Genomic DNA, 21,206 nt, shown 5'->3' on the forward strand with positions numbered 1-21,206 from the left:
ATGTGAGAGTAGGTCATCGTCAAGATTAAATTCCGAAACCCCAATTGCGAAAGCAGTTGGGGTTTTGTTTTGCCCGCGGGAAAGTGCTCAAAGGGCTTCCGACCGTCGCGATGGCAACCATTGGGGAAATCCTTCTGAAATGACCGCTCGGTTTTTGGTATGGTGCAGCTCGTTTTTTAACGGACTGATGTCACGCCCAAGGATCGGCGCTCAATTTTTTGTCAACGAGTTGCTGCAGAAATGCCTGAACCAATCCCCATCAAGGATCACGAAAAAGAGACGCGTCTGGTCAACAAACGGCTGGTCGCCTGTGCCTTGTTCGTCTTCGCGATCAGCTGTGCCCTGGTGGTGCGCCTGTACATCCTGCAAGTAGTTGAATTCGACTACCACTCGACCATCTCCGAAAACAACCGCGTCCATGTCCTGCCAATCCCGCCAACTCGCGGGTTGATTTACGACCGCAATGGCGTGCTGCTGGCCGACAACCGTCCCAGTTACAACCTGATCATCACCCGCGAACGTGCCACCGATGTGAATCAGGAGCTGGACGAAGTCATCAGCCTCCTGCACCTGCCGGCCGAAGATCGCACGGTGTTCGACAAGGCGATGAAGCAGTCGCGTCACCCGTTTACACCAGTAACGCTGTTCTATGAGTTGACCGAAGAACAGATCGCCGTACTCGCAGTCAACGAGTTCCGCCTGCCGGGCCTGGATGTCGAACCGCAGTTCGTCCGTAACTACCCGCTCGGGGCGCACTTCGCACACTCGATCGGCTACGTCGGACGCATCAACGAAAAAGAATCCAAGACCCTCGACTCGGTCGAATACCGTGGCACGCAGTCCATCGGCAAGACTGGCATCGAACGCTTCTACGAACCGCAACTGCACGGCCACGTCGGATACGAGGAAGTGGAAACCAACGCTCAGGGCCGCGTATTGCGGGTCCTGAAACACACCGATCCGATTCCCGGCAAAAACATTGTCCTGAGCCTCGACATCAAGCTCCAGGAAGCCGCCGAAGCTGCATTGGGTGATCGTCGTGGTTCGGTGGTTGCACTGGATCCATCGACCGGCGAAGTGCTGGCCATGGTCAGTAACCCGAGCTTCGACCCCAACCTGTTCGTGACCGGTATCAGCTCCAAGGAATACTCGGCGCTGCGTGACTCCATCGACCGGCCGCTGTTCAACCGCGTACTGCGCGGTTTGTACGCGCCCGGTTCGACGATCAAGCCTGAAGTGGCGATTGCCGGACTTGACGCCGGCGTGGTCACGCCTCAGACCCGCGTCTTCGACCCTGGCTACTACCAACTGCCGGACTTCGACCACAAGTACCGCAACTGGAACCACAGTGGCGACGGCTGGGTGGACATGGACGCAGCGATCATGCGTTCCAACGACACCTACTTCTACGACCTGGCGCACAAGCTCGGCATCGATCGCCTGCACGACTACATGGCGATGTTCGGCCTCGGCGAGAAAGTCTCGCTGGACATGTTCGAAGAGTCTCCCGGCCTGATGCCTTCCCAGGCCTGGAAGCGCGCCACCCGACGTCAGGCCTGGTTCCCCGGTGAGACGGTGATCCTCGGCATCGGCCAGGGCTACATGCAGGTCACGCCGCTGCAACTGGCTCAGGCCACGGCACTGATCGCCAATAAAGGTGTATGGAATCGTCCGCACCTGGCCAAGACTGTCGACGGTGTACCGCCGGTGGACGAGCACCCGATGCCGAACATCCTGCTCAAGGACCCCCGCGACTGGGAGCAGGTCAACCACGGCATGCAGATGGTGATGCATGATGCTCGGGGTATCGCCCGGGCAGCGGCGGCCGGCGCTCAGTACCGCATCGCCGGCAAGAGTGGTACCGCGCAGGTGGTGGCGATCAAGCAGGGCGAGCGTTACAACCGCGAGAAAACCCTCGAGCGCCATCGTGACAACGCCTTGTTCGTCGGTTTTGCCCCGGCCGAACATCCGAAAATCGCCATCTCGGTGATGATCGAAAACGGCGAGGCCGGTGGCCGAGTCGCAGGTCCCGTGGTGCGGCAGATCATGGATGCCTGGCTACTCGACCAGGACGGTCACCTCAAGCCGCAATACGCGGCGCCGACCAAGGCACCGGGCGATCCACACGTGTAATCCGCCACAGCTTCACAGCACAGGCTCACGCAGGCTGAGCATGTGCTGGAAGCTGTCGAGGAACACCGTTTCAGCCTGAGTCATCTTCTGTTCGCGATTCCACAGCAGCTGGATATCGAAATCCACCACCCCATCCTCCGGCGGCAAGCGCCACAGCAAGCCCTGTTCGACATCTCGTCGAACCAGGTGAATCGGCAAACAACCAATCCCGAACCCCGCACAGATCAGACGGTATATTTCTTCGAAACTGGTGGAAGAGGCGACGATTTTGCCGGTAAACCCCTGCTGGTCGCGAAACAGCGTCAACGGCGACAGATTACCGCCAAGCTGATCGCTGGTGAAGCTGACAAAGTTCTCAGCTGCCAACTGCTCCAGCGTCAGATTCTGCTGCCCGAACAGTCGATGCCGTTGCCCGCAAAAGTACGCGTAGCGCTCACGAAACAGTACCCGCTGCTCCAGCCGAGGCTGTGGCAGGCGACACAGTCCGACGCCGACCGTAGCAGTCTTTTGCAGCAGTGAACTGATGATGTTCGAGCTGCCCATCACCTCGACTTCCAGCTCGATTTTCGGGTGGGTTTCGTGGAAGTCCGCAAGAAACTCGTCGTAATGCCGCGCCTGCACACCACTGACAGTGAGGATGCGGATCTTGCCGACAACGTCGTCATGACGATTCTCGACCACGGTGCCCAAACGGGAAATATCGCCGTAGATATCCGCCGCAATCCGCAGCACTTCTTCCCCGGTTTCCGTCAGATCAAAGCGCCGTCCGCTGCGCGCAATCAACACACAATCCAGTTGTTCTTCGAGGCGTTTCAACGCCTGGCTGACCGCCGACTGGGTGATGTGCAGACGCGCAGCAGCGCGGCTCATGCTGCCTTCCTGACCGATCACCAGATACGTGCGCAGCAGGTTCCAGTCCAGCCGGTCATTGAGAAAACGCCGGCCGATCCAAGGATTCGAGGAAGAAGTCATGCAGTAGCCACGCTAATAGTAAAGATAAGTTTTTGAAAATTGACTAATCCTGTCACGGAAGCGATAAAGCCCACAAGCGCCACAGAGCGCGACCGTCAGCCGCCTCGACACCTGCCCAAAACTATAAATACACAGGGTTCTTGCATGCACACCACCGCTCAGCCGCGTCGCGCCGCGGCCGCTGCCTTCATTGGCACGACCATCGAATTCTACGATTTCTACATTTACGCCACCGCCGCTGCGCTGGTGCTCGGGCAAGTGTTCTTTCCCAGCAGCGATCCAGTCACCAGCACGCTCGCCGCGTTCGGCAGTTTCGCCGTCGGCTTCATCGCCCGGCCCATGGCCGGCATGGTGTTCGGCCATCTGGGCGATCGCCTCGGTCGCAAGAAAATGCTGCTGGTGACCATGGCGCTGATGGGCCTGGCCACCGCTGGCATCGGTCTGCTGCCGAGTTATGCCAGCGTCGGCATCTGGGCACCCATCGGGCTGATCGTGTTGCGCCTGATCCAGGGCATCTCCGTCGGCGGCGAGTGGGGCGGGGCAGTGTTGATGGCCAGCGAACACGCGCCGGCCAAACGCAAAACCTTTTACGCCTCGTTCGCCCAACTCGGCAGCCCTGCGGGTTTGCTGCTGGCGTTGATCGCGTTCCGTCTGGTGACATCGCTGTCGCCGGAAGACTTTCTCGCCTGGGGCTGGCGTCTGCCGTTTCTCGCCAGCGGCGTGCTGATGATGGTCGGTTTGATGATCCGTTCCGGTGTGCATGAATCGCCGGAGTTCGCCAAGGCCAGGGACAATAACGAAACCGCCCAATACCCCGTGAAGGATGTGATCCGCCAGTGCTGGCGGCAGATCCTGTTCGCCGCTGCCGCCGTGACCATCGGTTCGGCCGGATTCTTTTTCACCAACACCTTCATGATCACCTACGTCACCCAATATCAGGGCATCCCACGGGCGACCATTCTCGACTGCCTGTTTCTGGTGACGGTCATTCAACTGCTGTCGCAACCGCTGTCGGCGCTGCTCGCCGAGCGCATCGGCGAAGGGCGGTTCCTGATGCTGGTGGCGTTGCTGTGCATGGTCACGCCGTACCCGATGTTCCTGTTGGTCGGCACCCAGAACATTCTGCTGATGACCCTTGGCATCGCGGTCGCGGTGGTGATCCTGTCGGCGCTGTACGCGGTGATTGCCGGGTACATGACCCAGGCCTTCCCGGTGCACCTGCGCTACTCGGGCATTTCCATCGCCTACCAGTTGAGCTGCGCCTTGGCCGGCGGCACCACGCCGCTGATCGGCACGCTGCTCGCCAGCAAGTTTTCCGGGCAATGGCTGCCATTGGCGGTGTTTTTCACGCTGCTGTCCGCCCTGTCCCTGATCGGTGTCTGTGGCCTCGCGCGTCTTCGGGCCAACCCGGTCGTCCTTCACACAAGCAAAGAGGTGTATTCGTGAGTAAACCCGCCCACATTGACCCGATCGAATGGCAAGCCCGCTGCGAGCTCGCCGCGCTGTACCGCTTGATCGCGCACTTTCGCATGACCGACCTGATCGACACCCACATCACCCTGCGGATTCCGGGGCCGGAGCATCATTTCCTGATCAACCGCTACGGGGTGATCTTCGACCGCATGCGCGCCTCCGATCTGGTGCGCATCGATCAGGACGGGCGCATTGTCGACCCTGAATACGCCGGGCATCGGGTCAACGCTGCCGGGTTCGTGATCCACTCGGCTATCCACATGGCGCGGCCGGATCTGAACTGCGTGATTCACACCCACACCGCTGCGGGTATGGCCGTCGCCGCGCAGAAGCAAGGTCTGCTGCCGATCAGTCAGCACGCGCTGAAGTTCTACGGAAAACTGGCATATCACACCTACGAAGGCATCGCGTTGTCGCTGGATGAGCGCGAGCGCTTGATCGCCGACCTCGGCCCGCACCGGGCGATGATCCTGCGTAATCACGGCTTGCTGGTCGGCGGTTCCGGCGTGGCCCAGGCGTTTCAGGAAATCCACTTCCTGGAGCGTGCCTGCCAGGCGCAAGTGCAAGCACTGGCCGGCGGTTGCGAGCTGCATTACCCGTCGCCGGAAGTCTGCGCCCACACCGCCGAGCAGTTTGACCGCGACGAGCAGGACAACATCATCGACCTGGCCTGGGAGGCCGCACTGACCCTCATCGAATCCCAGCGCGAGTCCTATCTGTCATGAACACCGTTGCACTGATGTCACGCGACACGCTGTTGCTCAAACAATTGCAGGAAGCCTTTGCCCGCCGCGCGCCGCAGCTCTCGGCGGTGCTGGCCGACGATCCCCAAGCGGCGAATGCGCAGATCGCGGCGTGCTGGTTTCCGCTGCCGGGCAGCCTTGCCGCGTTGCCCAATCTGCAAGTGATTCACTCGGTCGCCGCCGGCATCGATCATTTGGAGCACGATCCGTCGTGCCCCGATTTGCCGGTGTGCCGGGTGGTCGATCCCGGCCATCGCCAAGGCATGACCGAGTACGTGCGCTGGGCGGTGATTCACTATCATCGCGGCTTCGATCAGGTGCTTGAGCAACAGCACCAACAGCATTGGGAGCGACCGCTGCAACGCCCGGCCAGTCAATTCAGGATCGGTGTGATGGGGCTCGGTTCACTCGGCAGCGCAATTGCCCAAGACCTGGCCACCGCCGGTTACGACGTACGTGGCTGGGCGCGCAGCAGCAAGGATTTGCCGGGCGTGCAGACCTTCGCCGGCACCGATGCTTTCAACCCGTTTCTCGACGGCGTGGAGTTGCTGATCAACCTGTTGCCGCTGACTCACGAGACTCGCGGCATCCTCAATCGCCAGACCTTCGAACGGCTGGCCAACGGCGCGGCGCTGGTCAACGTCGGGCGCGGTGGGCATCTGAACATCGAAGATCTGCAACAGGCCCTGGCCCGTGGAAAACTGCGCGGTGCGCTGCTCGATGTCTTCGAGCAGGAACCGCTGCCCGCCGATCATCCGCTGTGGAAAACGCCGGGCGTGACCATCACCCCGCACATGGCTTCGGCGGCCTCCCACGATTGCATCGCCGAGCAGATTGCCGAGAACTTCCGCCGTTTGAATGCCGGTGAACCGCTGATCAACAGCGCGGATCGACTGCTCGGTTATTGATCCGCCAGGCAGGCTTGCAAGCGTTCGATGAACAGCGTTTCGGCACGGCTCATGCGCTGCTCGCGGTTCCACAGCAGATGAATGTCGACGTCGGCAATGCCCTCGTGAGGCGGCAGGCGCCAGAGCAATCCGGCCTCGACGTCCGCCGCCACCACGTGCTCCGGCAAACAACCGATACCGAACCCGGCGATCACCAGTCGGCGCACTTCCTCCAGGCTTGGCGATGAGGCAACGATGCGTCCGCTGAAACCTTGCTGATCACGAAAAATCGTCAGTGGCGAGAGCATCCCGCCAATCTGGTCGCTGGTAAAACTGACGAAATTCTCCCGCTGCAAATCGCCTTCGCCAATGTCCTGTCGACCGAACAGCGCGTGGTGCTTGCCACAGAAAAATGCATAGCGTTGACGCAGGAACAGGCGCTGTTCCAGACGCGGTTGCGGGCGGCGATTGAGGCTCAGGCCGAGGGTCGCGGTTTTCTCCTGAAGAGCGCTGACGATGTCCGAACTGCGCATTACATCGACCTCCAGATCGACCCGTGGATATTGCCGATGGAAGTCAGCGAGGAAGTCATCGAAGCGCTCGGAAAAGATCCGGCTGATGATCAGCAGCCGCACCTTGCCGATCACTTCGTCGGCCGGTTGCTCCAGCAGGCTGCTGACCTGGGACATCTGCCCGTAGATCTCGCCCGCCAGTTCGAAGATTTGCTCACCGACTTCGGTAAGGGCAAATCGCGGGCCGCGTCGGGCGATCAACTGGCGACCCAGTTGTTCCTCAAGACGCTTGAGCGCCTGGCTCACCGCCGGTTGGGTCAGGTGCAGGCGCGCGGCGGCGCGGCTGATGCTCAGCTCCTGGCCGATCACCCGAAAGGTGCGCAGCAGGTTCCAGTCGAGGCGGTCGTTGAGCAGGCGTTGCACATCACGTTCGGCCATGGCGGCTCTCGATTATAAGGTTTGGTAATAGTCGGAATAATAAATAGAAAATTGACTAATCATAGCCCCGGGACGATAAATCACCCCACGACAGGCGCCGTCAGAGCGCCTCGGATTGACCGTTTCCCTCCTGCCAGAAAAACAATCAAAGGAGCCCGACCCATGAAGCCTCACGCTTCGAACCAGCCGCGCCGTGCGGCGGCCGCTGCTTTCATCGGCACCATGATCGAGTGGTACGACTTTTACATTTACGCCACCGCCGCCGCACTGGTCTTCGGTGCGCTGTTCTTTCCTTCCGACGATCCACTGTTCAGCACCATGGCTGCGTTCGGCACCTTCGCCGTGGGCTTCTTTGCCCGGCCGTTGGGCGGGATCATCTTCGGTCATATCGGCGATCGCATCGGCCGCAAGAAATCGCTGATCATCACCTTGCTGATGATGGGCGTGGTCACGGTGTGCATCGGTCTGCTGCCGACCTACGCGCAGATCGGCGCGACGGCGCCGGTGCTGCTGATTCTGTTGCGCATCGTCCAGGGGATTGCCGTTGGTGGCGAGTGGGGCGGGGCGGTGTTGATGGCTGGCGAGCACGCGCCGAAGGGCCGGCGTAATTTCTTCGCGTCATTCGCGCAACTGGGCAGCCCGGCGGGGTTGATTCTGTCGCTGCTGGCCTTCAGTGCCGTGACCCGTTTGCCGGAAGAGGATCTGATGAGCTGGGGCTGGCGCCTGCCGTTCCTCGCCAGTGCGTTGTTGCTGCTGGTGGGCCTGGCGATTCGTCTGGGCGTGAACGAGTCACCGGAATTCCTCGCCAGCCGCGAGCAGGCCAGCAAGCAAATCAAGAAAGAGCAGGCGCCGGTAATGGAAGTCCTGCGCACCGCGTGGCGTCCGCTGTTGCTGTGCATCGGCGCCAACACGCTGGGCATTGCCGGGGTGTATTTCACCAACACCTTCATGATCGCCTACACCACTCAGCAACTGGCGCTGCCACGTTCGCTGATTCTCGAATGCCTGTTCTTCGTCGCGATCATCCAGTTCTGCATTCAGCCGCTGGCCGCGTGGACGGCGGAGAAGATCGGCGCGACGCGTTTCCTGTGTCTCGTGTCGTTGCTGGCGATGGCCTCGCCATATCCGATGTTTGTGCTGGTCAGTTCGGCCCAGGCGCCGCTGATCATCCTCGGCATCGCGCTGGCGGTGGTATGCATGGCCTCGTTCTACGCGGTGATCGCCGGTTACGTCAGCGGCATGTTCGAGACCCGCGTGCGCTACACCGCAATCTCGCTGGCCTATCAGATTTGCGGTGCGGTGGCCGGTGGGCTGACGCCTTTGATCGGCACGCTGCTGGCGCACAAGTTCACCGGGCAATGGTGGCCGATGGCGATGTTCTACAGCCTGATCGCCGGTATTTCGCTGGTCTGCGTGCTGTCCCTCGCCCGTCGTCACGCCAGTGCCCATCGCGCGGAAATGGCCCGTGCCTAACCCGGAATTTCAGGAGAACCTCATGTTGAAGATCAATGGCGAACGCCTGTGGGCGAGCCTGATGGCCATGGCCGAAATCGGTGCGACAGCCCGAGGCGGCAGCTGCCGTCTGGCATTGAGCGCCGAAGACAAGGCCGGCCGCGAACTGTTCGCCCACTGGTGCCGCGAAGCCGACATGACTCTGAGCGTGGACGCCATCGGCAACCTGTTCGCCCGTCGCGACGGCACCGATCCGGATGCTGCGCCGGTGATGATGGGCAGCCACCTCGACACACAACCCGAGGGCGGGCGTTTCGACGGCGTCTACGGCGTGCTTGCAGGATTGGAAGTGGTGCGTTGCCTCAACGATCTGAATATCCGGACCCGCAAACCGCTGGAAGTGGCGGTGTGGACCAACGAAGAGGGTGCGCGCTTTACCCCGGCCATGTTCGGCTCGGCAGTGTTCACCGGGATCATGGAGCTGAACGCCGCGCTGGCGGTGCGCGATGTCGATGGCATCAGCGTTGCCGAGGCCTTGCAGCGTACCGGTTACGCCGGTGAGCGTCCGTTGGGCGGCGCGGTGGATGCCTATTTTGAAGCGCATATCGAGCAAGGACCGATCCTCGAAGACAACGCCAAAAGCATCGGTGTGGTCACGGGCGGTCAGGCGATCCGTTGGCTCGATGTGCGTGTCGAAGGCATGGCCGCCCACGCCGGCACCACGCCGATGCCGCTGCGCAAGGACGCCTTGTACGGCGTGGCGCGGATGATTCAGGCGATTGAAGGTCTGGCCGCAGATTTTGCCCCCGAAGGCCTGACCACGGTCGGTGAGTTGAGCATCAACAAATCCTCGCGCAACACCATTCCGGGGCTGGTGAATTTCACGGTCGATCTGCGTCATCACCGCGACGACGCCATCGCCGCCATGGAGCAACAAGTCCGCGCCCGCTTGCAGGCGATCGCCGACGGTCGTGGTCTGAACCTGACGATCACCCCGCACTGGATCAGTCCGGCCACGCCGTTCGACGCCGAATGTGTGGCGGCCGTGCAGGAGGCGGTGGATGCGCTGGGCTACGCTCAGCAGTCGATTGTCAGCGGTGCCGGGCATGACGCGATTCACCTGGCGCGCTACTGCCCGACGGCGATGGTGTTCATCCCGTGCGTCGGTGGCTTGAGCCATAACGAAGCCGAAGACGTGCTGCCCGAAGACGTGAAGCAGGGCACCGACGTATTGCTGAACACCGTGCTGGCCCGCGCCGGTCGAATCGAACAGGGAGTCTGAGCCATGCGCAGTTTTTTTCACCCCGAACAATTGCTCCACCATCCACGCAGCTATTACTCGCGCGGGCAGATGCGCACGCCGCAGGAAGTCCCGGAACGTGCGCAGCGCTTGGTGCAGGCGGTCCACGGTCTGGGCTTTAGTGTCGAGCAACCCGCCGACGCCGGCCTCACACCGTTGCTGGCGGTGCATGGCGCGCCGTATCTGACCTTTCTTCAGGAAGCGCATGCGCGCTGGAAGGAAATCCCCGAAGACTGGGGCGACGAGGTGATGTCGAACATCTTCGTCCGCGAGCCCAACGCCTTGCGCGGCATCCTCGCCCAGGCTGCACGCTATCTGGCGGACGGCAGTTGCCCGGTCGGCGAGCAGACCTGGCGCTCGGCTTATTGGTCGGCGCAAAGTGCGGTGGCCGGAGCTCAGGCGTTGATCGATGGCGAACCGGCGGCGTACGCGCTGTGCCGTCCACCGGGGCACCATGCCCGGGCCGAAGCGGCGGGTGGTTTCTGCTACGTGAACAACGCGGCGGTGGCGGCTCAGGTGCTGCGCGACAAATTCGGCAAAGTCGCGGTGCTCGACACCGACATGCACCACGGCCAGGGCATTCAGGAGATTTTCTACGACCGTGATGACGTGCTCTACGTCTCGGTACATGGCGATCCGACCAACTTCTATCCGGGTGTCGCCGGGTTTGCCGACGAGCGTGGCAGCGGTGCGGGGGAGGGCTTCAACCTCAACCTGCCGATGGCCCACGGTTCAAGCGAAGCGGACTTCCTCGGGCAACTGGACGTCGCATTGAACGCGGTGCGCGAGTTCGGCGCCGAAGTGCTGGTGCTGTCGCTGGGCTTCGATATCTATGAGCTGGACCCGCAAAGCAAAGTCGCCGTGACCCGGGAAGGCTTTGCGGCATTGGGTGAGCGGATCCGCAGCCTGGGCCTGCCATGCCTGATCGTGCAGGAAGGCGGCTATCACCTGGAAAGTCTCGAAGACAACGCCCGGGCGTTTTTCGTGAATGGCGAGGTGTGGCAGCGCTGAGACAATCCACCTGATGAAGTGCCCTGTGGTGCTTGCCATCGCCCTGACGTTAACGTAAACATTGGCGTCAGGGCGCTGAAGTAAAAAAGCGCAAAGCGGACCGCTCCGGAGCGCTTGATGACTCTAATAAAAACAACCGATCCCAAGTCTCACCACGAAGCCCGGCTGGCCCGGGAAAAACTCCATCTCGAAGGGCAGGTCCCGGATGGCGTGTTGCGTGCGGAGATCGATGCTTCGTGGCGGCGCAGCCTGAGCCACGGCGTGCATTTCAATGGCAAGCATGAGCTGGCGCTGGAATCGAGTGCCAGCCTCGATGTCTTGCTGGCGAGCAATCGCCTGCTGATCGATGCGGCGATACCGGCCATCGATTACCTGGCCGAGCGTCAGGGCAAGGAAGGCCTGATCATCCTCGCCAATTCCGACGCCACCATCCTTGCCGTCGAAGGGCGTGCTGATCGGCTCAAGGGCAGCGGTTTGCAAGACATCACCCTCGGCGCCTGCTGGAGCGAAGCCGCTCGTGGCACCAACGCCCTCGGTACGGCACTGGTGGAAGCGCGGCCGACGCTGATCGATTGCGGCGAACATTACCTCGATCGCCTCACGGATTTTTCCTGCACCTCGGTGCCGATCCATTGCCCTCAGGGCGAAATTCTCGGCGTCCTCGACCTGACCCGCGAAGGCCCTCTCGGCCGCGTCCATGACAGCACCGCGCTGCTGAGCATGGCGGTCAGCCAGATCGAGAGCCGGGTGTTCAACAACAGTTTTCCCGATCAGATTGTCCTCGCCTTCCACAGTCGCCGGCAGTATCTGGAATCGCCGTGGCAAGGCTTGTTGGCGGTCAGTCTCGGCGGGCAGATTCTGGCGGTCAGCGCCCAGGCCTGTCAGTTGCTGCGGGCCGAGCGTTCGGCGCTGGTCGGCAAGCGTTGCGAAGAGTTTCTCGGGGTCGATGGCGTGCAATTGCTGACCCGCCTGCAACAGGGCGGCGTCGGCAGTGTGCAGACCGCCAAGGGCGAGTTTTTCTACAAGACCCTGCGGGCCCCGGCGCGCTCGGTCAACCTCGGCGGCCCGTCACGCAGCGTGGCGAAAACCGCCAAACCGCAACCGGATCTGGAAGCACTGGCCGGCAACAATGCCCGCTACGCCCGAGCCTTGCGCATGGCGCGGCAAGGACTGGCCAATGAGCTGCCGGTGCTGTTGCTCGGCGAAACCGGCACCGGTAAAGAAGTGATCGCCCGCGCGCTGCATCTGGCCGGCAGCCGTAGCGACAAACCCTTTGTGGCCGTGAACTGCGCGGCGATTCCCGAAGGCCTGATTGAGTCGGAACTGTTCGGCTACCGCGAAGGTGCGTTCACCGGATCGCGCCGTGGCGGCATGATCGGACGCCTGCAACAGGCCCACGGCGGCACGTTGTTCCTCGATGAAATCGGCGACATGCCGCTGGCCTTGCAGGCGCGTTTGCTGCGAGTTTTGCAGGATCGCAAGGTCGCGCCGCTGGGTGCCGGGGAAGAGCAGGACATTGACGTCGCACTGATCTGCGCCACCCACCGCGACCTCAAGCGTCAGGTCGAGGACAAGCAATTTCGCGAGGATCTGTTCTACCGGGTCAATGGCATCAGCGTGATGCTCCCGGCCTTGCGCGAGCGCGAGGACTTCAGTGCGCTGGTCGCTCGTCTGCTGAGCAAACTCGATGCGCCGAATGCTGTACTGCACGACGACCTCAATCGCCTGCTCGGCGCGTATCACTGGCCGGGCAACATTCGCCAACTGGAAATGGTGCTGCGTACCGCGCTGGCGATGCGCGAACCCGGTGATACCGTGCTGACCCTCGATCACCTGCCCGACAGCATGCTCGACGAACTCTGCGCCACCGAGAAACCCCAGACCGGCAGCATTCGCGAAAACGAACTGGAGATGATCCGCCAGTCCCTCGACACCCATCAGGGCAATGTCTCGGCCGCCGCCGACGCCCTCGGTATCAGCCGCGCGACCCTGTATCGCAAACTCAAACAGTTGCGCTCGTGATGCAGCGCCTGTTCGTGCGGCTGATCGACAGCCAGAACCCCGCCGCGCTGCAAGCGGCGTTGCGCTGGTTGTACGGTTTCGTGCGGCCGCAGCGGTTGGCGATTGCCGGCCTGCTCGGTCTGTCGGTATGCGCGTCGCTGCTGGTGCTGGTGCAGCCGTGGCTGATCAAACTGCTGATCGATGACGGGCTGCTGGCGCGCAATTTCCCGATGCTGGTGCTGATTGCGGTGCTGATGATCATCGCCGGGTTGCTCGGCACGGCGTTGTCAGGGATCAACCGCTATCTGCACACGCGGCTGTCCGGGCGGATCCTGTTTGCCCTGCGCGATGACCTTTATCGGCATCTGCAAAAACTGTCGCCGAGTTTCTACGGGCAGCGGCGGATCGGCGATCTGATGTCGCGGCTCGACGGCGATGTGGCAGAGATTCAGCGCTTTGCCGTGGACTCGTTGTTCTCGGCGGTATCGAGTGTGATTGGCCTGGTGGTCGCGATCGCGATGTTGTTCACGCTGTCGTGGAAACTGTCATTGCTGGCGCTGGTGCTGATTCCGCTCGACGTGCTGTGGCTGCGCTGGATGCGGCGCAAGGTCGAGCGTGATGTGCGGCAGTTGCGCGAGCGTTCGGCGGACATGTCGTCGTTCATGGTCGAGACCTTGCCGGTGATGAAATTCATCCAGTCTGCCGGCCAGCAGCAGCGTGAAGCACGGCGTCTGGAAAGTCTCGGGCAGGGCTACATGAACCAGTTGCTGCGCCTGCAGGTCACCGAATTTTTCACCCAGGCCGTGCCCGGCACGTTGACGTCGCTGTCCCGTGCCTGCGCGTTTTTGATCGGTGGTTATTGGGTGGTGCAGGGCACTTGGCAACTCGGTGCGCTGATCGCGTTTTCAACCTATCTGGGGATGGCGGTCGGGCCGGTGCAGAGCCTGTTGGGGTTGTACGTGGCGATCCAGCGCATGACCGTCAGTCTGGGGCGGGTCATGGAGTTGCGTGGTGAGGAACCCACGGTATTTTCGCCGGCCATGCCGAAGCCGTTTCCAACTTCGGGCGAACTGCGTTTCGACGCGGTGCACTTCAGCCATCCGGGTCGCCCAAGTACGTTGAGCGGCATCGAGGCGACGATTCCCTACGGTTTGAAAGTCGCCTTGAGCGGCGGATCCGGCGTCGGCAAATCAACGCTGATCGACCTGCTGCAACGGCATCACGATCCGCAGTCCGGGCGAGTGCTGCTCGGTGAGGTGGATCTGCGTGAACTTGAACTTTTCGAGCTGCGCCGACGTATCGCCGTGGTCAGTCAGGACATCGTGCTGTTTCGCGGCAGCCTCGCCGACAACCTGGCTTACGCGGTGCCGGACGCCAGCCGCGAAGCCATCGCCGAGGTTGCACGGTTGGCGCAACTCGACAGCCTGATCGCCTCGCTGCCCGAAGGCCTCGACAGCCCATTGGGCGAGCGCGGTCAGCAATTGTCCGGTGGGCAGAAACAGCGCATCGCGATTGCCCGGGCGCTGTTGCAGGATCCGTTGATTCTGGTGCTCGACGAAGCCACTTCGGCCGTCGACGAAGCGACCGAGCGCGAGGTGATCGAAGCCATCGACCGACTGTTTGCCGGGCGCACACGGATCCTCATCAGCCATCGTCCGTCGACCCTGGCCGATGCCGATCTGCGTTTCGAGTTGCTCGACGGTGTGCTCATTTCGAAAACGGTGCTGCATGAAGCCTGAATTGCGTATCGGTGTGGTCGACAGCGGACACTCGGCGGCGCAACGGGTGCAGGTGATTGCCGGGCGGCGTTTCTCGTTGCTGGAGGACGGACTGGCGGAATCGGATCTGCGCGACGATCCGCTTGGCCATGGCAGTGCGGTGATCGAGGCGATCAGCCGCCGCGCACCCGCCGCGCAGATGTGTGTGGCCCAGGTGTTCGATCAGCGCGGCGTCACCAGTGCCTTGCAGATTTCTGCGGCCATCGATTGGCTGGTCGCGCAGGACGTACGACTGATCAATCTGAGCCTGGGTTTGCGTCAGGATCGCAGCCTGTTGCGCGAGGCCTGCGCAGCCGCGGTGGCCCGTGGTGTTCTGTTGTGTGCGTCGAGTCCGGCGCAGGGGGCGGCGGTGTTTCCGGCGAGTTATCCGCAAGTGCTGCGGGTGACCGGCGATGCCCGTTGCACCGATGAACAATGGTCATGGCTCGACAGTGCGCAGGCGGATTTTGCCGCGTGTGTGCATGGCACCTATCCGGGGCAGTCCGGGGCCAGTCTGGGCTGTGCAGCGTTGAGCGGTCACATCGCCGGCTATCTGCTGGAGCATCCGCAGGCGAGCAACGCTGAAGTGATCGATTGGCTAAAACAGCACGCTCGTTATCGCGGCCCTGAACGGCGTTTCGGCCCATGACTGCGATCCTGATTCTCGGTGCCGGGCCGGCTGGCGCGGCGGTGGCGTTGGGGCTGCGACGATTGGGTTACGCCGTGACGCTGGTCAGCGAATGGCGGCGGTTTGCGGCGCTCGAAGGCGTGTCGCAACGGGTGCTGGAGGCGTTGCGCGGTGCCGGGTTGAATCATTCTTTGGCGAATGCCACGTTGCCGTCCCAGCGACAGGTTTCATGGAACGGCCAGCAACATGCACAGAACATCGAGTGTCTGCTGGATCGACCTACCTTTGATCGCGGCTTGCGTGAAGATCTGCGGGTAGCCGGGGTCGAGGTGATTGAAGGGCGAATCCTGATTGTTCAGTCTTCGGCGGAAGGTCACCGGGTCGAACTCGATGGCGGGCAGAAGCTGGAGGCGGATTTCCTGGTGGAGGCCCGGGGGCGACAGGCGCCGGCGTCCGGCAAAGGTCTGCGCGGGCCAGAGACGGTCAGCCTGCTCAATCGCTGGCAAGGTGCGTCGGGTGTGACGGCCAGCGCCGTGGAAAGTCTTGAAGACGGCTGGGCGTGGATGGCCCGGCGGGACGACGGCCAATGTTATTGGCAATGGACCGTGGACGTGGCCAGCGCCGGGTTGCCAGGCAAGGCGCAGTTGCTCGATCACTGCCGCGTGCGGCGTCAGGCTTCGGATTTTGCTCAAGCGTTCTTTGCTGGCGGCGTGGAGACGGAGTTGCAACTGCACGCCCGCAGCAGCACGGCGATTCTCGCGCCACAGGTTTGCGGTGAAAACTGGATTCGTGTGGGCGATGCGGCGATGGCGGTGGATCCGCTGTCCGGCAACGGGATTTTTCAGTCGCTGTCCTCGGCGTTGCAGGCGCCGGTGGTGATCAACACGCTGTTGCGCAAACCCGAACGGGCGGCGTTGGCGCAACGTTTTCACCGGCAGCGTGTGGAGCAGTTGTTCTTGCGTTTTGCGCGGATCGGTCGGGACTTTTATGCCGATGAACAACGTTGGCTCGATCGGCCGTTCTGGCAGGCGCGGCGGCAATGGCCGGACGCTGAAGCGGCCCATGCGTCAGCGGATTTTGCCGCGCTGCGCATCGAGCGGATGCCAGTACTGCGTGACGGTTTTGTCGATGAGGCCGAGGTGGTGATCGCGGCGGATCAGCCGATGGGGATCTGGCATGTGCAAGGTGTGGAGCTGGCTCCGCTGGTGCGGCGCTTGCGTGATGAGCCGGCGGATCGGGTGTTGGCGGGGTTGAGTGAAGAGCAGGGCCGTGTGATCAGAGGATGGTTGTTGAGTCAGGGATACCGGCCCTCACCCTAACCCTCTCCCAGGGGGAGAGGGGACTGATTGGGGGATATTGAAAAGTGACGCCGACCGGAGTGCTCGGTTTTGAATCCATAATCGACCCATTCTTTCAGGTCGATGTAACGCTCAGCACACTTCGGTCTGCTCCCTCTCCCCCCGGGAGAGGGTTGGGGTGAGGGTGGGTTTTTGATCTTGATCTACTACAACTTGATCAACACCGACTTCAACTCGGTGTAATGCTCGATCGCCGCATACCCCATCTCGCGGCCGACCCCGGACATCTTGTAGCCGCCAAACGGCAGCGCCGGATCCAGCGCGCTGTGGCAGTTGACCCACACCGACCCCGATTTGATCCGTGGAATCATCCGGTGCACCGCCGCCAGGTCGTTCGACCAGATGCTCGCGCCCAAGCCGTAAGGGCTGTCATTGGCCATGCGCAGTGCATCGGCTTCGTCATCGAACGGAATCGCCACCAGCACCGGCCCGAAGATTTCCTCCTGCACCAGCGAATGCTGCTGATCGACATCGACAATCACCGTCGGTTTGACGAAGAACCCCGGCCCGAATTGCTCGCCGCCGCAGGCGATGGTCGCGCCGCTTTCCCGGCCCATTTCGATGTAGCGATAGACCCGTTCCTGCTGGCGCGCAGAAATCAGCGGGCCCATCTCCACGCTCGGGTCGAGGCCGTTGCCGAGTTTCATGGCATTGGCGATGTCGCTGATGTCGGCCACCACATTGTCGAAATGCTTGCGCTGCACATACAGCCTGGAGCCTGCGCAGCAGACCTGGCCCTGGTTGAAGAAAATCGCACTCGCCGCACCCGCCGCAGCGGTTTTCAGGTCGGCGTCGGCCATGACGATGGTCGGTGATTTGCCGCCCAGTTCCAAGGTGACCCGGGTCATGGAATCCATGGCGATCTTGCCGATCTGCTTGCCGACAGCGGTGGAGCCGGTGAAGGTCAGTTTGTCGACCAGCGGGTTGTGGGTCAGGGCGGAGCCAGCCGTGATACCAGTGCCGGTGACCACGTTGAACACACCTTCGGGGTAACCCGCCTCCAGCACCAGCTCTGCCAGTTTCAGCGCGGTCAGCGGGGTTTCGTCGGCCGGTTTGAGCACCACGGTGCAACCGGTGGCCAGCGCCGGGCCGAGTTTCCAGCAGGCCAGCAGCAGCGGAAAATTCCAGGCGACGATGGCGCCGACCACGCCCACCGCTTCGCGGCGAATGAAACTGTGGAACTGATCGCCGGGCATCAGCGGCAGCGACACCTCGACGCTGGAACCCTCGATCTTGGTCGCCCAGCCGGCCATGTAACGCAGGAAGTCGATGGCCAGTTGCACGTCCATCACCTGCGCCACCGCCGCGCTCTTGCCGTTGTTCAGGCATTCGAGTTGCGCCAGCTGTTCGGCGTCGCGCTGCATGAGGTCGGCGAGTTTCCACAACAGGTTCTGCCGCTCACGCGGGCGGGTGCGACTCCAGGCCGAATCATCGAAGGCTTGCCGGGCGGCGAGCACCGCGCGGTCGACATCTTCCGGGGTGGCGCGAGGCACCACGCACAACACTTCGCCAGTGGCCGGGTTGTGCAGCGGCATGGTCTGGCCGTCGGCGGCTTCGACCCAGTCGCCGCCGATCAGCATGCGCGGCGGGCGCTGGATGAAAGCCGAGGTGGCAGGAAGCAGATAGGGCAGGGGCATGGTGAAGACCTCTTGTTGTTCGTTGTCGTTGAACAGGTCTTGGCAATGGCTGTGCCAGATACTCGAACGTGCTGCGCAGGCCCGCCGTGCAAGGAGATGGAGGGGGAAGAGGGGGCTTTGTGGAGTTCAGGTTGTCGCATTTCGCGACAGCGGCTGAGACTCAAGATACTGATTTCCAGTGGTTTGAGGCGCTGACTGACAGCAGCATCGGGCCTTCAATCAATGATGGCAAAGTGGAATTTCATCAAGGGATAGCGTATTTAATGCCGCTTTATTGAGAGGCCTGTGGGGGCATTGATGCGAGTTGGTAACATTTTACGTTCTGCGGCGCTTTTGCTGGCGGGCCTGACGCTGTCGGGATGCATCCACTTCACCCATGAAAGTGCAGAAGGCAAGCCTGTTTCGGATATCGCCACGATCAATCAGATCAACCCGGCGTTAACGATCGTCAGAGTCGATGGTGAAGGCACCTGGTTCTGGTTGAGCCGGCAGTCCCAATACTTCATCGGCCCGGGCATCCATCGCATCGAGGTACGCAGAGAACTTTCCCAGCAAAGCTATACCGGGACGGTGGAAAGAACCATGGAACTTGCAGCGGGCCGTACCTATGGGCTTGATGGCAAGACCGGATACGGTCGGTGGGATTTCGAGGTCCGCGATATCGAAACGGGACAGCGGGTTGACAAGCCTGTCCCGGAGACGGCTGCTCAGTAATTGAACCCGACCCTGCGGCCTGTTTACCGCAGGGTCGAGCGATCATCGGTCAGACGTCAGGGTTGTCGTAGACCTTGTGCCCACCTTTCCAGGTTTCGCAGACGACGATTTTGCGGATTTGGCTGGCCGGGTATTGTTCGTCGAGGGGGTCATTTTTGAGAATCACAAAATCGGCGAAATGCCCATCCTGCAACGAACCGGTAAAGGCATCGGCATGGCACTGCCACGCAGCGTCATAGGTGATGGCTTTCAGCGCTTGCTGACGGGTCAGGCACTGGCTTTCGTTGAGTACCGGTTGTCGGGCTGCCTCTTTGACAAACGTACCGTCCTGGTTGCGTATGCCTTCCATCTTGCGGGTCACGGCCTGTTCCATTGAGCGCAACGGCCCCAGCGGGGTGACGGTGCAATCGCTGTGCAACGAGATGCGCAAGCCTCTGTCCAGGGCGTCCTGGCACAGGTCGAGCATCTTGCTGGCCTTTTTCTCGAAGATCGCCTGTTCGAACGCATACCCCCAATAGCCGACGTGACCGATCAGGAAGCTGGGAGAGATGCCCAGATCCTTCATTTGGTCGAGAGTGTCATTGGTCAGCATTGAGCAGTGTTCGATGCGATGGCGTTTTTCCAGGCCGCTCTGGCCGTTCAACGCATTTTTGTAGGCCTGCAAGGTGAATTCGATGGCGCGGTCACCGTTTGCGTGAATCATCAATGGCCAGCCAGTGCCGATGGCATTGTTCAGGGTGGTCTGATAAGCCGACGGGAGCGTTGTCGGGTCCTGGGGGGCCGGGCTTGGGTCACAGAAGTTGAAGTTGCCTTTCGGCGATGTGGCCTCGCAGCAGTAATCGTCGATCTGATAACCCGTCAGCCCCTGGTTCGAGCCATCGGATATCAGTTTTACCGAGCCTTGATAAAACAGCCGGGCCGCTTCCTTGGTCACCGGTTTGTAGGGTTCGATTTTGCTGAAGTCCACACCGTTGCAGGCCGCCGCATAACCGACGCGAACATTGCGCGGATGGGTCAGGCCGTAGGCTTCCAGAATCACCTTGGACACCGGGTCGACCATGGCGTCATACAACAAGGTGATGCCTCGTTTGGAGGCGGTCTCGAAGTAGTCTTTCATGTACTTGAAGATGTTCACCACGTCCAGCGCCTGAGCCAGCGGTATCGAGAGCAGGGCTGGTGTGATGCCGGCCTCTTCCTGCAAGTTGCCCTGGGTCTCTTCAAGGAACGTGTCGAAACTCTTGTATTTGTCTCGCAGCTTCTGGCTGGCCGCGTTGTTGTGGAAGTACACGGCTTTGCACGCAGGTGTGTTCAGGTAAACGGTGTGCATCGAGGCGCTGATCATCAGCAACGGGGTTTCTTTGAGAATGCTGTCGAGGTTGCCAGTGTTGTCGGCCTGCGGATCGAAGTCACTTTTGCAATAGAAACGGGTGAGCTGGTTCTTGCCGTCAGGCACTACTTTGAACGGCATGAGCGCCGGATCGACCATCCGTCCCAAGAGCCAGCTCGTATTGTCCTTCGGCAGATTTTCGTAGATTTTTTCTTTCAGCGTGTCCCAGTCATAACGCTTGTTCAGCTGCTGAGTATCTTCGTTGATCGGCCCCAGATTCACCCATCCATCCATGACGCAGGACTGCACGATGTGCATGTGTGGTTCGATCAGACCCGGCAGCAGCGTTTTATCGCCCAGCGAACGCGTTGTGTACTTGATGCCCTTGGCCTTCATGCGCTCCTGCACATGGGCGAGGGTGCCCGAGGCAACCACATCGCCGCCATGGATGCCCAGCGCTTCGACCTGCTCATCCATGTTGCCGTTTTTCAGGGGGTAGATGGTGCCGCCGGTGAAGATCAACGATTCGCTGCCGGGTTCCGGTAGCAGGCCGGCGACCTTGCCTGCGAAGGCTTTAAGGTCGACGGTGTGTCTGAGCGTATTCCATACCGGGTTTTCGCAGCCGCAATGGGTGCAGCCTTGACCCTGTCCATGTGATCCCATGATTCCATTCCTCAGGTTTTCGGTGGTTTGAGGCGTGACGCACGGAGTGTGCGAACAGCAAGCGTAGCAGGCACTTTGATATCGGACGGTCAGTCGTCGGCCGCCCGGCTTTGGGCGCTGCAACTGTGCTTGTCTCAGACTGCAACAGCTGTCGCGAAATTGGACGCCGGGAGGCCACGCAAAGATTGGCGCGACACCTT

16 protein-coding genes are annotated in these 21,206 nt (G+C 61.5%); 12 read left to right on the forward strand and 4 right to left on the reverse strand.

Features of this window, described 5'->3' with window-relative positions:
• Window positions 1-240 precede the first annotated feature (240 nt).
• The gene (gene mrdA, locus AC1RR7_RS00005; protein WP_192558590.1) at window positions 241-2,133 is read left to right on the forward strand and encodes a penicillin-binding protein 2; all 1,893 of its coding nucleotides are present in this window, start codon (window positions 241-243) and stop codon (window positions 2,131-2,133) included.
• Between the two features lie 12 nt (window positions 2,134-2,145).
• Here mrdA and AC1RR7_RS00010 read toward each other — a convergent pair whose 3' ends face one another.
• Complete coding sequence (locus AC1RR7_RS00010) at window positions 2,146-3,105, reverse strand: LysR family transcriptional regulator (protein WP_192558589.1); 960 nt, start codon at window positions 3,103-3,105, stop codon at window positions 2,146-2,148.
• A 144-nt stretch (window positions 3,106-3,249) separates the two neighbouring features.
• Here AC1RR7_RS00010 and AC1RR7_RS00015 point away from each other — a divergent pair, with 144 nt between their 5' ends.
• From AC1RR7_RS00015 to AC1RR7_RS00025, 3 genes are read left to right on the forward strand one after another with little or no spacing between them, the layout of a single operon-like run.
• Entirely contained in the window at window positions 3,250-4,551 is a 1,302-nt protein-coding gene (locus AC1RR7_RS00015; RefSeq protein WP_273539606.1) for an MFS transporter, read from the forward strand.
• Entirely contained in the window at window positions 4,548-5,303 is a 756-nt protein-coding gene (locus AC1RR7_RS00020) for a class II aldolase/adducin family protein (protein ID WP_096822115.1), read from the forward strand. The genes AC1RR7_RS00015 and AC1RR7_RS00020 overlap by 4 nt, the downstream gene beginning before the upstream one ends.
• Complete coding sequence (locus AC1RR7_RS00025; RefSeq protein WP_493155604.1) at window positions 5,300-6,229, forward strand: 2-hydroxyacid dehydrogenase; 930 nt, start codon at window positions 5,300-5,302, stop codon at window positions 6,227-6,229. The genes AC1RR7_RS00020 and AC1RR7_RS00025 overlap by 4 nt, the downstream gene beginning before the upstream one ends.
• Here the strand turns inward: AC1RR7_RS00025 and AC1RR7_RS00030 are convergent.
• The gene (locus AC1RR7_RS00030; RefSeq protein WP_064381135.1) at window positions 6,223-7,158 is read right to left on the reverse strand and encodes a LysR family transcriptional regulator; all 936 of its coding nucleotides are present in this window, start codon (window positions 7,156-7,158) and stop codon (window positions 6,223-6,225) included. The genes AC1RR7_RS00025 and AC1RR7_RS00030 overlap by 7 nt on opposite strands.
• 162 nt (window positions 7,159-7,320) lie before the next feature.
• Between AC1RR7_RS00030 and AC1RR7_RS00035 the strand changes: the two genes are divergently transcribed.
• From AC1RR7_RS00035 to qhpG, 7 genes are all read left to right on the forward strand, one after another.
• Window positions 7,321-8,631: an MFS transporter gene (locus AC1RR7_RS00035; protein ID WP_493155606.1), complete on the forward strand. Its 1,311-nt coding sequence runs from the start codon at window positions 7,321-7,323 to the stop codon at window positions 8,629-8,631.
• Window positions 8,632-8,653: 22 nt separating this feature from the next.
• Window positions 8,654-9,892 carry a Zn-dependent hydrolase gene (locus AC1RR7_RS00040; RefSeq protein ID WP_493155608.1) on the forward strand — a complete coding sequence of 413 codons (1,239 nt, stop codon included), beginning with the start codon at window positions 8,654-8,656 and terminating at the stop codon, window positions 9,890-9,892.
• Between the two features lie 3 nt (window positions 9,893-9,895).
• Complete coding sequence (locus AC1RR7_RS00045) at window positions 9,896-10,921, forward strand: histone deacetylase family protein (RefSeq protein ID WP_493155610.1); 1,026 nt, start codon at window positions 9,896-9,898, stop codon at window positions 10,919-10,921.
• Between the two features lie 117 nt (window positions 10,922-11,038).
• Window positions 11,039-12,943, forward strand: coding sequence for a sigma-54-dependent Fis family transcriptional regulator (locus AC1RR7_RS00050; protein ID WP_493155612.1), 1,905 nt, complete (start codon window positions 11,039-11,041; stop codon window positions 12,941-12,943).
• Window positions 12,943-14,661 carry an ABC transporter ATP-binding protein gene (locus tag AC1RR7_RS00055; RefSeq protein WP_493066493.1) on the forward strand — a complete coding sequence of 573 codons (1,719 nt, stop codon included), beginning with the start codon at window positions 12,943-12,945 and terminating at the stop codon, window positions 14,659-14,661. The genes AC1RR7_RS00050 and AC1RR7_RS00055 overlap by 1 nt, the downstream gene beginning before the upstream one ends.
• Window positions 14,651-15,328: a subtilisin-like serine protease QhpE gene (gene qhpE / locus AC1RR7_RS00060; RefSeq protein ID WP_192558580.1), complete on the forward strand. Its 678-nt coding sequence runs from the start codon at window positions 14,651-14,653 to the stop codon at window positions 15,326-15,328. The genes AC1RR7_RS00055 and qhpE overlap by 11 nt, the downstream gene beginning before the upstream one ends.
• Window positions 15,325-16,626 carry a flavin-dependent monooxygenase QhpG gene (qhpG, locus tag AC1RR7_RS00065; protein ID WP_493155614.1) on the forward strand — a complete coding sequence of 434 codons (1,302 nt, stop codon included), beginning with the start codon at window positions 15,325-15,327 and terminating at the stop codon, window positions 16,624-16,626. Before qhpE ends, qhpG begins: the two co-directional genes overlap by 4 nt.
• A gap of 185 nt (window positions 16,627-16,811) precedes the next feature.
• Here the strand turns inward: qhpG and AC1RR7_RS00070 are convergent, their stop codons facing one another.
• A complete protein-coding gene (locus AC1RR7_RS00070) occupies window positions 16,812-18,302 on the reverse strand; it encodes an aldehyde dehydrogenase family protein (protein WP_096822106.1) in 1,491 nt (496 codons plus the stop codon).
• A gap of 297 nt (window positions 18,303-18,599) precedes the next feature.
• On the opposite strand from AC1RR7_RS00070, the gene AC1RR7_RS00075 reads away from it, so the two are divergent.
• Window positions 18,600-19,016 carry a hypothetical protein gene (locus AC1RR7_RS00075; RefSeq protein WP_493155616.1) on the forward strand — a complete coding sequence of 139 codons (417 nt, stop codon included), beginning with the start codon at window positions 18,600-18,602 and terminating at the stop codon, window positions 19,014-19,016.
• A 49-nt stretch (window positions 19,017-19,065) separates the two neighbouring features.
• Here the strand turns inward: AC1RR7_RS00075 and AC1RR7_RS00080 are convergent, their stop codons facing one another.
• Window positions 19,066-21,006, reverse strand: coding sequence for an amidohydrolase (locus tag AC1RR7_RS00080; protein WP_493155618.1), 1,941 nt, complete (start codon window positions 21,004-21,006; stop codon window positions 19,066-19,068).
• Window positions 21,007-21,206: the final 200 nt, after the last annotated feature.

The organism is Pseudomonas sp. GW821-FHT11G12, assembly GCF_058808055.1.